General features: G+C 61.3%; 12 protein-coding genes. 9 read left to right on the top strand and 3 right to left on the bottom strand.

Going from position 1 to position 13150, the window contains the following annotated elements:
- Positions 1 to 606 precede the first annotated feature (606 nt).
- From RUGAMON1_RS28050 to RUGAMON1_RS28040, 3 genes are all read left to right on the top strand, one after another.
- On the top strand, positions 607 to 1938 hold the full coding sequence (locus RUGAMON1_RS28050) for a sensor histidine kinase (protein WP_445233595.1): 1332 nt from the start codon (positions 607 to 609) through the stop codon (positions 1936 to 1938).
- Positions 1939 to 2019: 81 nt separating this feature from the next.
- The gene (locus RUGAMON1_RS28045) at positions 2020 to 2787 is read left to right on the top strand and encodes a LytR/AlgR family response regulator transcription factor (RefSeq protein WP_445233594.1); all 768 of its coding nucleotides are present in this window, start codon (positions 2020 to 2022) and stop codon (positions 2785 to 2787) included.
- 99 nt (positions 2788 to 2886) lie between these two features.
- Positions 2887 to 4047, top strand: a complete 1161-nt coding sequence (locus RUGAMON1_RS28040; protein ID WP_445233593.1) for a sensor histidine kinase — start codon at positions 2887 to 2889, stop codon at positions 4045 to 4047.
- 6 nt (positions 4048 to 4053) lie between these two features.
- On the opposite strand, the gene RUGAMON1_RS28035 is transcribed toward RUGAMON1_RS28040, so the two are convergent.
- The 3 genes from RUGAMON1_RS28035 to RUGAMON1_RS28025 all read right to left on the bottom strand — a co-directional run bounded on the left by RUGAMON1_RS28035 (position 4054) and on the right by RUGAMON1_RS28025 (position 6919).
- Positions 4054 to 5145, bottom strand: a complete 1092-nt coding sequence (locus tag RUGAMON1_RS28035) for a porin (protein ID WP_510167300.1) — start codon at positions 5143 to 5145, stop codon at positions 4054 to 4056.
- Positions 5146 to 5308: 163 nt separating this feature from the next.
- On the bottom strand, positions 5309 to 5962 hold the full coding sequence (locus RUGAMON1_RS28030) for a class I SAM-dependent methyltransferase (protein ID WP_445233592.1): 654 nt from the start codon (positions 5960 to 5962) through the stop codon (positions 5309 to 5311).
- A gap of 15 nt (positions 5963 to 5977) precedes the next feature.
- On the bottom strand, positions 5978 to 6919 hold the full coding sequence (locus RUGAMON1_RS28025; protein ID WP_445233591.1) for a CysB family HTH-type transcriptional regulator: 942 nt from the start codon (positions 6917 to 6919) through the stop codon (positions 5978 to 5980).
- 151 nt (positions 6920 to 7070) lie between these two features.
- Here RUGAMON1_RS28025 and RUGAMON1_RS28020 point away from each other — a divergent pair, with 151 nt between their 5' ends.
- The 6 genes from RUGAMON1_RS28020 to cobA are packed head-to-tail and all read left to right on the top strand — an operon-like array spanning position 7071 to position 13128.
- Positions 7071 to 8759: a nitrite/sulfite reductase gene (locus tag RUGAMON1_RS28020; RefSeq protein WP_445233590.1), complete on the top strand. Its 1689-nt coding sequence runs from the start codon at positions 7071 to 7073 to the stop codon at positions 8757 to 8759.
- Positions 8752 to 9339, top strand: coding sequence for a DUF934 domain-containing protein (locus tag RUGAMON1_RS28015; protein ID WP_445233589.1), 588 nt, complete (start codon positions 8752 to 8754; stop codon positions 9337 to 9339). The genes RUGAMON1_RS28020 and RUGAMON1_RS28015 overlap by 8 nt, the downstream gene beginning before the upstream one ends.
- An 11-nt stretch (positions 9340 to 9350) precedes the next feature.
- Complete coding sequence (locus RUGAMON1_RS28010) at positions 9351 to 10070, top strand: phosphoadenylyl-sulfate reductase (protein WP_445233588.1); 720 nt, start codon at positions 9351 to 9353, stop codon at positions 10068 to 10070.
- 30 nt (positions 10071 to 10100) lie between these two features.
- Entirely contained in the window at positions 10101 to 11033 is a 933-nt protein-coding gene (gene cysD / locus RUGAMON1_RS28005; RefSeq protein WP_116993045.1) for a sulfate adenylyltransferase subunit CysD, read from the top strand.
- The gene (locus tag RUGAMON1_RS28000; protein WP_445233587.1) at positions 11033 to 12349 is read left to right on the top strand and encodes a sulfate adenylyltransferase subunit 1; all 1317 of its coding nucleotides are present in this window, start codon (positions 11033 to 11035) and stop codon (positions 12347 to 12349) included. The genes cysD and RUGAMON1_RS28000 overlap by 1 nt, the downstream gene beginning before the upstream one ends.
- A gap of 17 nt (positions 12350 to 12366) precedes the next feature.
- Positions 12367 to 13128 (top strand): uroporphyrinogen-III C-methyltransferase, encoded by a 762-nt coding sequence (gene cobA, locus RUGAMON1_RS27995; protein ID WP_445233586.1) that lies wholly within the window; start codon positions 12367 to 12369, stop codon positions 13126 to 13128.
- Positions 13129 to 13150: the final 22 nt, after the last annotated feature.

The following is a 13150-nucleotide window of genomic DNA, read 5'->3' as shown; positions in this document are numbered from 1 at the left end:
TTCAATCTGAGCCAGGATCAAACTCTTCAGTTTAATCTCTGTTACTTTTGCTACTCTCGTAGCACCCTTATTGCTAAGGGGTCGCTCACTCAAAATACTGACAGGCCACTACTTTCGTAGCGCCTATTTCATTACTTCTTGTGAACATTTGATATTTTAAGTTTCACGCTGCCTAAGCAACGTGTGCACTTTCATCAAACGTCCACACTTATCGACTGTAAATTTTTAAAGAACTTATTCGGTACTGCGTTTGCTGCGGAGCGTTGTGTCCGTCAGCGAAGAAGAAAGAGTATGAAGCGTTTAGATCGTTTCGTCAACCCCTACTTTTTCTCGCTTCACTCAGCAACATGCGCTGTGTTCTGCGAGGGGGCGAACTATAGCAAACGAGAATGAATTCCGCAAGCGTCGGCATGCGCCCCTTCCCCTCTCTTCGCCTCTCATCCCCGGTTTTCTGCAGACTGTCGCATGCCGTTGGCTCCCGCGACCGCTATCCCTTACAGTTGCATCGTCCCAATAGCATTGTCATTCAAAGCAATATGGAAGCTGGACAGTTGACCGTTAGGCTACACTTGCCGCTTGCATGACAATACAGAACGAAAGCCTCACATGTTTCCGATGCCTAAAACGCAAGACACCCTGAAAACCGCCGGCGCCTGGCTGCACCGAGGCTTTGACTCGACCGCAACGTGGGTCACTCAGCTGTCGTGGTGGAAGTTCCTGGTCTTCGCGGTGTTGACACTGATCGCCGGCTCGATCCTGCAGGACGAGCTGTTTTCATCCAGCCCGGACGAAGAAGTCGTGATCAAGAACGACAAGCATCCCAAACGCAAAAACGGCGACACCAATATTTTGATCGACGATAGCGGCATCCATTTCAACCCGCGAGGCAAGATCCGCAACAAGGATGCCGACAAAACCGACAGCAGCGACGACAACAAGGACGTTCCCGTTGCTCCGCCGGCCGAACCAGCCCAGCCTGCCGAACCTGCGCACCCCGCCGAACCAGCCGCCCCTGCAAGCAAGGCGGGCAAGCCAGGCAAACCGTCGGCAGCCTCCGTCCCCGCCCTCCCCACCTTGCCGGGCGAAGAAGTCCATATCGACCTGCCGCCGCAAATCGGCGAAGAACTGTCGAACGCGATTGAAGAAGCCGTCGACGACGCCGCCGAGCAAAAAGTCACCCGCTACCATCGTCAGGCCTCGACCTGGTTCAAGAGCTTTGTCTCGCTACTGGTGCTCGCGCTGTTCGGCACCAAGGCCCTGATGGGCGGCAAAAAACGCGCCGAAGCAGAAACCCTGACCGCCAACGCCGCCGTCGAACGCGAATCCATGCAGCGCCAGCTCAGCGAGGCGAAGATGCAGATGATGCAAGCCCAGGTCGAGCCGCACTTCCTGTTCAACACCCTGGCCTCGGTCGAGCACCTGATCGAAACCGACCCACCGCGCGCCTCCGCCATGCAGCGCAGCCTGATCAAATACCTGCGCGCGGTGCTGCCGCAGATGCGCGACAACGCCCTGATCACCAACCTCGGCCGCGAAGCCGACATGGTGCTGGCCTACCTGAACCTGCTGAAAATGCGCATGGAAGAGCGCCTGACCGTGGACTTCGACATCCCCGACGGCCTGCGCACCGCCGCCTTCCCGCCGATGATGCTGCAATCGATGGTGGAAAACGCCATCAAGCACGGCCTGGAAGCCAAGCCCGAAGGCGGCACGCTGAAAGTGCGCGCCGACGTGGCCCACAACAAGCTGCGCGTGATCGTCACCGACAACGGCCTCGGCTTCGGCGCCGTGCCCAGTGACGGCACCGGCCTGGGCCTGATGACCATCCGCGAACGCTTGAAATTGCTGCACGGCGACCAAGGCCAGCTGCTGATCGCCGCCAACAGCCCGAGCGGTGTGATCGCCACGATCGAAGTCCCGTACCAGCTGTCCAAATAAGAACGATTGATTATTACGGCGATTCGTTGAATAATCCTTTCAATAACTAACTAAATAATTAACACCACACACCCTACCACGATGCCTACTGCGATTATTGCCGACGACGAAAGACTGATGCGCGACCAACTGCGCATGCGCTTGGGCCAGGTCTGGCCCGAGTTGGAAATTATTGGCGAAGCCAAGAACGGCGACGAAGCGATCGAACTGGTCGACCAGCTCAAGCCGGACTTCACCTTCCTCGATATCCGCATGCCCGGCAAAACCGGCATGGAAGCCGCTTCCGTGATCGGCAACAAGAGCCACATCGTGTTCGTGACCGCCTACGACGCCTACGCGGTGGAAGCCTTCGAGCGCGGCGCGGTCGACTACGTCCTCAAACCGCCCGAGCAGGAACGCCTGCAAATCACGGTCGACCGCCTCAAGACCCGCCTGAGCAAGCCGGCTGCGGCCGCCGACGTCAACGCCAGCGTGACGGCGATGCTGTCGCAACTGGCGGAAAAGATCGCGACGCCGAAACCAGCCTATCTGCAATGGATACAGGCCAGCATCGGCCAGGACCTGCGCATGATCCCGGTCGAGGAAATCCTGTTCTTCCGCTCCGACGAAAAATACACCTGCGTACAGACCGAGCGCTACGAAGCGCTGATCCGCAAACCGGTGCGCGACCTGGCGGAAGAACTCGATCCCGCGTTGTTCTGGCAGATCCACCGCGCCACGCTGGTCAACGTCAACGCCATCGAAGGCGTGACGCGCGACATCCGCGGCCGCCACCTGGTCATGATCAAGGGCAAGCCGGACAAGCTGGAAGTGAGCCGCAGCTTCCTGCACCTGTTCAAACAGATGTAATCCACCTCAGACGCCGAGCGCGTCTGAGGCACATCAAACTCCTGCCCTGCGCATACTTTAGTGTGTACCCACGCGGCCCCCTGCCGCATGGGGAAGCGCATGGCCCGTATCCGATCATTGCTGTTGCTCACCGGCGCCGTCGCGCTGGCCAGCCGCCTTTCCTGGCGCATGGGCTGGCAATGTGCGCGCACGGCCGCCGCGCACAAGCGCAGCCGCGGCATCATCCAGCATGCCAGCGACGCCATCATCTCCACTGACGAGCATCAGCACATCCTGCAAGCCAACCCTTCGGCCGCCACCATGTTCGGCACCACGGTGCAGGCCATGGAGGGTTCGCCCTTGCAGCAATTCATCCCGCGCGACCAGCGCCTGAGCAACGAGCCGGCCAGCACCCGCTATTTCGGCGACACCGGCATCCGGCTGCGCATGAAAGGCCGCCGCGCCAGCGACTATGCCGTGACCGGCTTGAAAGCCAGCGGCCAGCACTTCCCGCTCGAAGGATCGATCTCGTCGCTATCCGAAAACGGCCACCAAATCTACACCATCATCCTGCGCGACATTACCGAACGCAAGCAAGTGCAGGAGCAGCTGGAACAGTCCTACTCCCAGCTGCGGGAACTGTCGGCCGCGCTGCAAACGATACGGGAAGAGGAGCGCAAGCACATCGCCCGCGAGCTGCATGACGACCTCGGCCAGCTGCTGGCGACGCTGCGGGTGGACCTGGCGCTGCTGCAGCAACAGCACAGCAATGACGTGGCCGCGCGCAAACTCCAGGCGGGCATGGATGAACTGCTGATGTCGGCGATCACGTCGCTGCGGCGCATCGCCAGCAACCTGCGGCCGCGCGCGCTCGATGAAGGAGGCTTGTATTTTGCGCTGGAGAGCTTGCGCCAGGAATTCGTCTCACGCTACGGCATCGCCTGCACGCTGGACGCCAATGAAGAAGATTTGATACTGGACGACGCCTACAGCACGGCCATCTTCCGCATTGCGCAGGAAGCGCTGACCAACATCACCCGCCACGCCGAAGCGCGCAATGTCTTGCTGTCGCTGTATCGCACCGACGGTCTGCTGCAAATCACCATCCATGACGACGGCCGCGGCATCGCCGAAAAGGACATGGACAAAGCTTCATCCTTCGGTCTGATCGGGATGCGCGAACGGGTCTGGGCACTGCATGGCGACATTTCCATCGTCAGCGACGGCGGCACCCGGATCATGATCCGGCTACCGCTGCCACCTCAGGAAAACGTCGCCTGATCCTGCTTAGAACGCGTGACGCATGCCGACGTTGAAGGCTTTGTCGCCGCTACCAGCTTCGTTGTTGTTACCAACGGTATAGCCGGCGCCGTTCTTGTTCTTGATCTTGGCGTAGGCAACATACAGGCCGGTACGCTTCGATACCGAGTACAGGTAGCCCAGCGCCCACTGATCGGCGTCCTGGTTGTTGACGGTCTTGTCGTTCTTGCGGATGTACGAAGCCATGATGGTGCCGCTAGGAGCGACCGGCACTTGCACGCCGATCAGCAGGTCGTTGCTGTCCAGGCTGGCCTTAGGCGCCACGGTGTAGCCGTAAGCATTCGCCACCGGCAGGGCCGCGCTGTTCACGCCCTTGTCCGCGCCGTAGGCGAAGAAAGCTTTGACAACCTGGAAATCGTAGTTGATCGCGAACAGGGTGTTGCGGCCGCTGTCCTGCAGCTTGGCCGGGGTGGCGCCGACGGCGGCGGTGTCGTTGTTGCGGTTGTTGTACACCAGGCGCGCGTTCAGCGGGCCGTTGGCGAAGTTCAGGCCGAAGCCGAACTGGCGGCCGGCGGTCGAGCTGCCAGCCTGCTCGCCCAGCGAGTACAGGCCGTCGGCGCTGAAGCCTTCCATCACCGGGGTCGAGTAGACCAGGGCGTTGCTGGCGCGGGTATTCGCGCCGGCTGCCGGGAACAAGTTCTTGATGCTGCCTGCGTAGCCGGCGCCGAATGGGTCGGCAACCTGGCTCATGGCGTTGTACAGCATGGTGTATTGGCGACCGATGGTCAGCGTGCCGGCTTCCTTGCTTTTCAGGCCGACGAACGCTTGGCGATTGAACAGGGCGCTGTTGGCGTTGTCCAGCGCGCCGTCATCCACTTTCACGCCGGTTTCCAGGGTGAAGATGGCCGACAGGCCGTTGCCCAGGTCTTCGGTGCCGCGGAAGCCCAAACGCGACTGGCCACCGATACCGCTGGTGACTTTGGTCACGCTGCCTGCCGCGCCGCCGCGCTCGCCGACCAAGCCTGCGTCGACCAGGCCATAGATCGTGACATTCGATTGAGCTTGAGCTTGAGCTGCGAAACCGCCGATGATCATTGCTACCAGAGTAAGTTTTTTCACTTGATGTTCTCTACTGAAGGTTGGAAGAAGTAACTGCATGTAATCAATCTACGGGGCGAATCATGCCTATCAATTACTTCAACAATGTGACATCGGCCATTTGTTGTAAATCAGCATCACCATGAAAAAAGCCGCGAAACGCGGCTTTGGGAGAGGTTTTTATTTATTTCAACCGGCAGCTGAGCAGGTAGTAGTACTCCATCCGCTCGATGCGGATCTGCCGCGCCGACGTCGCGAAACGCTTGCGCAGCGTGCTGTCGGTCAGGTAGTTCTTCATCACTTCGTAGCGCTGGCCGTCGTCGGCGGTCAGGATCTGGAAAGTGTTGCCTTCCAGATCGGTGCGGGCGAACACCATGCTATCGCCATCGACATAAGTCTCGTCCAGCAGCACCAGCAGCACGTCCTTGCCCAGCTTGGCACGCAAGGTCTTCAGGTATTTCTCCTGGTCTTCGCGCTTGACGTGGGTCCACAGGCCGGCCGCAAACACCGCCGTGTACTTGCCTTCCAGGCCGTCCGGCAGGTTGAACGCGTCCATCACGCCGAAGGTCACGACGTCCTCGTCCAAGCCGCGGGTTTCGGCCAGTGCGATCATTTCCGGCACCAGGTCGGTGGCGTGCACCGATTCCGCCACTTCGGCGATCAGGTCGGTCCAGTACGCGGTGCCGCAGGCCAGTTCCAGCACCTTGTGGCCCTGGAACAGCTCGGCGACCATTTCCTGCAAGTCATCCAGATCGTCGAAGCGCTCTTCCCGCGCGTAGACCTGGTCATAGTTATCGGCGTTGACGGCATAAAATTGTGCCAACTGGTTGGTAATCATGTCTTACTTTCTAATTTACAGTTCGTAGTGTTCTTTTGCACCGCTCATGGCCTGCTCGATCAATTTACGGTTGAGCGTAGGCGCCAGCAGTTCGATAAAGGTGTAGATATAGCTGCGCAGATAAGCCCCCTGCTTGACCGCCACCCGCGACACATTCATGCCGAACAGGTGGCCCACAGGAATGGCGCGCAGCGATTTGTCGCGCTCGGCATCGAAGGCCATGCCCGCTATGATACCAATCCCCATGCCCAACTCCACATAAGTCTTGATCACGTCGGCATCTATGGCTTCCAGCAACACGTCCAGCTTCAGGCCGCGCAGGGAAAAGGCGTGGTCGATCTTGCTGCGGCCGGCAAAGGCGCCATCGTAAGTGATAATCGGGAAAGCGGCAATTTCTTCCAGCGTAACCTGCTTAGATTTAAGCAATGGATGGTCCGGCGCCACCACCACCACGTGCTCCCATTGATAACATGGCAAAGTTATCAAACCGGTCACGCCGGCGATGGATTCGGTGGCGATGGCCAGGTCGGCCTGGTCGCGCTGGACCATTTCGGCGATCTGCTGCGGATTGCCTTGCAATAAAGACAAGCGCACCTTGGGGAACTTCAGCATGAAGGCCTGTACCACTTTCGGCAACGTGTAGCGCGCCTGCGTGTGTGTGGTGGCGATGGTAAAACTGCCGCTGTCCTGGGCCGCATATTCCTTGCCGATGCGCTTGAGGCTGTCAATTTCCTGCATAATTAACTCCACCGATTCCAGCACCAGCCGCCCTGGCTCGGTCAGGCCACGGATACGCTTGCCGTGCCGGGTGAAGATATCGACGCCCAGCTCCTCCTCCAGCTCGATAATCGCCTTGGACACGCCCGGCTGCGACGTAAACAGCGCCTTGGCGGCATCGGTCAGGTTGTAGTTCTGGCGTACAGCTTCGCGCACGAAGCGCAGTTGGTGAAGGTTCATTGCGGGTCCAGGCTCATCATAAATTGAACGTCCATGCTTATACCCAATACGTATATAAGCAAATAAAGACTAAGTCGTATGGAATAAAGACGAAGTTTATTACTATTAGCGCTAGTTTGGGGGTTCTAGCAAGCGACTATCTAGGAAGAATATGTATCAATACGACCAATATGACCATCTCATCGTCCGCGAACGCATCGCCCAATACCGGGATCAAGTGCGCCGTCGCCTGTCCGATGAGCTGACCGAAGCCGAATTCCTGCCGCTGCGCCTGCAAAATGGCCTGTATATGCAGCGTCACGCCTACATGCTGCGCATCGCCGTGCCGTACGGCTTGCTGGCATCCAAGCAAATGCGCATGTTTGCGCACATCGCCCGCAAGTATGACCGCGGCTATGGCCACTTCACCACCCGCCAGAACATCCAGTTTAACTGGATCGAGCTGGAACAGACCCCGGACATCCTGGCCGACTTGGCCTCGGTGGAGATGCACGCCATCCAGACCTCGGGCAACTGCATCCGCAACACCACCTCCGATCCTTACGCCGGCGTCGCCGCCGACGAGATCATCGATCCGCGTCCGTACGCCGAGGTGCTGCGCCAGTGGTCGACCTTCCACCCTGAATTCATCGCCCTGCCGCGCAAGTTCAAGGTCGCCATCAACGGCGCCGTCGAAGACCGCGCCGCCATCGCCGTGCACGACATCGGCCTGACCGTGGTGCGCAACGACGCCGGCGAGATCGGCTTCAAGTTCATGGCCGGCGGCGGCATGGGCCGCACCCCTATCCTGGGCAGCGTGATCCGCGACTTCCTGCCGTGGCAGCACCTGCTGACCTACACCGAAGCCGTGATGCGCGTGTATAACCAGCATGGCCGCCGCGACAACAAGTACAAGGCCCGCATCAAGATCCTGCTGAAGGCCATCGGCGTCGAAGAATTCACCCGCCAGGTCGAAGCCGAATGGGCCGACCTGAAAGACGGTCCGGAAACGCTGACCGTCGAAGAGATGCAGCGCGTGATCGACTACTTCCAGCCGCCGGCCTACAAGCAGCTGGACGACAGCGACGTGGTCGCGGCGCAGGCCGGCAACAAGGCCTTCGCCAATTGGGTCAACCGCAACGTCAAGCCGCACAAGCAGCCGGGCTACGCCGCCGTGGTGCTGTCGCTGAAGAAGACCGGCGTGCCGCCGGGCGACGCCACCGCCGAGCAGATGGACTTCATGGCCGACCTGGCGGACCGCCACAGCTTCGGCGAACTGCGCGTCACGCACGAGCAGAACATCGTGCTGGCCGACGTCGAGCAGTCGCAGTTGTTCGCGCTGTGGGAGCAAGTCAAGGCCAAGGGCCTGGCGACGCCTAACATCGGCCTGCTGACCGACATGATCTGCTGCCCCGGCGGCGACTTCTGCTCGCTGGCCAACGCCAAATCGCTGCCAATCGCCGCCGCCATCGCCGAGCGCTTCGACAACATCGACTTCCAGCACGACATCGGCGAGATCGAACTCAATATCTCCGGCTGCATCAACGCCTGCGGCCACCACCACGTCGGCAGCATCGGCGTGCTGGGCGTCGACAAGGACGGCAGCGAATGGTACCAGGTGTCGATCGGCGGCTCGCAGGGCAACAACGCAGCCATCGGCAAGATCATCGGACCATCGTTCTCCGCGCTGCAAATGCCGGAAGTGATAGGCCGCCTGCTGCAAGTGTATGTGCGCGAACGCTACGAAGACGAATCGTTCGCCGACTGCGCGCAACGCCTGGGCGTCGCGCCGTTCAAGGAATTTGTGTACGCCACGCCGATCGAAGCCGGTCGCCTGGTTGGAGAGGATGAATATGTCTGAAGCCGTGAAAAACCTGATCATCAAGGGCCGTGAAGTCGTCGAAGACGACTGGCAGGTGCTGCGCCTGGCCGAACCGGTCGACGGTGCGCCGAAACACGACCCGGCCACCGTCGCCGTCCCGGCGGGCAAATTCATCGTGCCGCTGAGCCTCTGGCTGGTGCAGCGCGAGCTGCTGGCTGCGCGCGCCGCCGCCGGCGAGATCGGCGTCTGGATCGCCAGCGACGAACGCCCGGAAACGCTGAAGGACGACCTGTCCCAAGTCGCCGTGGTCGCCGTCGACTTCCCTAAATTTACCGATGGCCGCGGCTACTCGATCGCCTACAACCTGCGCACCCGCCTGGGCTGGACCGGCGAACTGCGCGCCATCGGCGACGTGCTGCGCGACCAGCTGTTCTCGATGCAGCGCGTCGGCTTCGACGCCTACGCCACGCGCCCGGACCGCAACATCCACGATGCGCTCAAAGGCCTGTCCGATTTCTCCGAAACCTACCAGGCGTCGGTGGACCAGAAAGTACCGCTGTTCCGCCGCCACGCCCGCAACGTCGGCGTCAACACCGGCGACGCCGGCTACGGCATCTGATCGGAGCCGCCATGAGTGAACTGAATAAGCTGATTGCGGACACCAACGCCACGCTGGCGCGCATCGTCAAGGACCACAGCCCGGCGGTCTTCGCCTCCAGCCTGGCGGCCGAAGACATGGTGCTGACCGACTTGATCCTCAAAGCCAAACTGGATATCGGCATCTTCTCGCTGGAGACCGGACGCCTGCATCCAGAAACGCTGGCCATGCTGGACCGCGTCAAGGAGCACTACGACGGCTACGAGATCGCGCTGTACAAGCCGCAGACCGAAGCGGTCGACGCCTACGTCGCCCAGAACGGACTGAACGCCTTCTACGACAGCGTCGAGATGCGCCGCGAGTGCTGCCGCATCCGCAAGGTCGAGCCGCTGGGCCGTGCCCTGGCCGGCAACAAGGCCTGGGTCACCGGCCAGCGCCGCGCGCAGTCGGCCACCCGCACCTCGCTGATGGTGGAAGAAGACGATCCGGCCCACCTCATGACCAAGTTCAATCCACTGGCCGACTGGTCGGAGGCGGACATCTGGAACTACATCCGCGACAACGGCGTGCCGTACAACGCGCTGCACGACCAGGGCTATCCATCGATCGGCTGCGCACCCTGCACGCGCGCCATCGAACCGGGTGAAGACGTCCGCGCCGGCCGCTGGTGGTGGGAGAACCCGGATTCGAAAGAGTGCGGCCTGCACATGGTCGACGGCAAACTGATACGCATTAAATCCGTGGCGGCATAAGCACGCCACACAAAAGAATAGGCATAGTCCATGAACGCTCTAGTTGAAAACCACGCCGCGCACGTGAATTCGCGCCACCTCGACGCTTTGGAATCGGAAGCGATCCACATCATGCGCGAAGTCGCGGCCGAGTGCAGCAACCCCGCCTTGCTGTTCTCGGGCGGTAAAGACTCGGTGGTCCTGCTGCGCATCGCGGAGAAGGCTTTCCGTCCCGGCAAATTCCCGTTCCCGCTGGTGCACGTCGACACCGGCCATAACTTCGCCGAAGTGATCACCTTCCGCGACAAGCGCGTGGCCGAACTGGGCGAACGCCTGATCGTCGGCTCGGTCGAAGAGTCGATCAAAAAAGGCACGGTGCGCCTGCGTAATCCGCTGACCGATTCGCGCAACGCCGCGCAGGCGGTCACGCTGCTGGAAACCATCGCCGAACACGGCTTCGACGCCTGCATCGGCGGCGCCCGCCGCGACGAAGAGAAGGCCCGCGCCAAGGAGCGCATCTTCTCCTTCCGCGACGAATTCGGCCAATGGGATCCGAAATCGCAGCGCCCGGAACTGTGGGACCTGTATAACACCCGCGTTCATCCGGGCGAGAACATGCGCGTGTTCCCGATCTCGAACTGGACCGAACTCGATGTGTGGATGTACATCGCCCGCGAAAAGCTGGAACTGCCGCCGATCTACTTCGCCCACGAACGCCAGGTCATCCCGCGCAACGGCCTGCTGGTGCCGCTGACCGATCTGACCCCGGCACGCGAAGGCGAGACCGTCGAAACACAAGTGGTGCGCTTCCGCACCGTCGGCGACATCTCCTGCACCTGCCCGGTGTCGTCGGATGCTGCCACGGTGGAGCAGATCATCGCCGAAACCGCAGTCACGCAAATCACCGAACGCGGCGCCACCCGGATGGACGACCAGACCTCCGAGGCTTCGATGGAAAAACGTAAGAAAGCAGGATACTTCTGATGAACGCTCGCATTGACAACAACGAACAACTGATCGAGCGAGGACTGCTGCGCTTCATCACCGCCGGCTCCGTCGACGACGGCAAGTCCACCCTGATCGGCCGCCTGCTGTTCGACAGCAAAGGCATCTTCGCCGACCAGCTGGACGCCATGTCGCGCTCCAAGCACAAGCGCACCGTCGGCGACGCCGTCGACCTGTCGCTGCTGACCGACGGCCTGGAAGCCGAACGCGAACAAGGCATCACCATCGACGTGGCCTACCGCTACTTCGCCACGCCGAAGCGCAAGTTCATCATCGCCGATACGCCGGGCCACGAGCAGTACACCCGCAACATGGTGACCGGCGCCTCGACCGCCGATGCAGTCATCATCCTGATCGACGTCTCGAAAGTGAAGCTGCACGAAGACGGCCGCGTGGACCTGCTGATCCAGACCAAGCGCCATTCGACCATCGCCCACCTGCTGCAAATCGAGCACGTGGTGGTCGCCGTCAACAAGATGGACCTGGTGAACTACGAACAGGCGATCTACGACCGCATCGTCAAAGCCTACCGCGAGTTCGCCGAGACGCTGGGCCTGAAGGACATCACGCCGATTCCGCTGTCCGCCCTGACCGGCGACAACGTGGTTGCCGCCAGCGAAAAACTGAGCTGGTACAAGGGCCCGACGCTGATCGAGCTGCTGGAATCGCTGTCGGTGTACGACGAATCGCACAACGCGCCGTTCCGCTTCCCGGTGCAGCTGGTGGCGCGCCACAACGGCCACGAAGCCAACGACTTCCGCGGCTACATGGGCCGCATTGAAGCCGGCAAGGTTTCGGTCGGCGACAAGCTGGTGGTGCAGCCGTCCGGCCAGAGCGCGACCGTCAAGGATATCGTCACGCTGGAAGGTTCGCATCAATCGGCGGTGGTCGGTCAGTCGATCACGCTGCTGCTGAACGAATACCTGGACATCTCGCGCGGCGACCTGCTGGCCGGCGCCGACCAGCCTGCGACCCTGCTCAAGCAGCTGAAGGCGGACGTCTGCTGGATGTCCGACGAGCCGTTGGACCAGCGCCGCAAGTACTGGATCAAGCACGGCACCAAGCAGACCTCGGCCAAGATCACCGGCATCGACTCGCTGTTGGACATCAACACCCAGCAGCGCCACAGCGCCGAAGGCCTGAAGCTGAACGACATCGCCCGTATCGGCCTGACCGTGCAGCAGCCGCTGGCGGCCGACGCCTACGCCGACATCCGCGCGACCGGCGCCTTCATCCTGATCGATGAAGTCACGCACCAGACCGTCGCAGCGGGCATGATCCGCCTCGGCGAATAAAGTAAGAGGAAACAGCGATGGCATCCCTTGGAAAAGTCTACCTGATCGGCGCCGGCCCCGGCGCCCAGGACCTGATCACCCTGCGTGGCGCGCGCCTGCTGGCGCAAGCCGACGTGGTGCTGCACGACGCCCTGGTGACCGAAGAGATGCTGGAGCTGTGCCCTCAAGCCGAGAAAATCCTGGTCGGCAAGCGCTGCGGCCAGCTGTCGACCGCGCAGCAGTTCATCAACAAGCAAATGGTCGACAACGCTCACAAGTTCCAGCTGGTGGTGCGCCTCAAGGGCGGCGATCCGATGCTGTTCGGCCGCGCCGACGAGGAACTGCGCGCGCTGGAAGAAGCAGGCATCGAGGTGGAAGTCGTCCCCGGCATCACCACCGCATTGGCCGCAGCGGCCGCCAGCAAGCAGCCACTGACCAAACGCGGCGTCGCGCGCAGCGTCGCCTTCTTCACCTCCTCCACCGCGCCGGAACACGCCGACCACGACGCCATTCCCGACACCGACACGCTGGTGCAGTACATGGGCGGCCGCGAAGCCATCGCCACGGCGGAGCGCCTGTTGGCGCAGGGCCGCCGGCCGGACACGCCGGTGGTCGTGATCGAAAACTGCAGCCGCCCGGACCAGCATATCCGCCGCCTGACCATCGCCTCGCTGGCGCAAGGCCTGGGCGCGGCCCACGGCCCGGTGCTGGTGATGCTGGGCGACGCGATGAAAACCCGCGCCCACCAGCACAGCGACGATGCACAACTCCCTTCAGCAGTACAGCAACTGAGCGCCTGATCCGTAATAGAATGTCCATTCA

It is taken from the genome of Duganella rhizosphaerae (genome assembly GCF_040364205.1).
Lineage (GTDB): Bacteria > Pseudomonadota > Gammaproteobacteria > Burkholderiales > Burkholderiaceae_D > Rugamonas > Rugamonas rhizosphaerae.
Note: the sequence above shows the minus strand (reverse complement) of the source record. Positions and strands in the feature narration are given on the sequence as shown.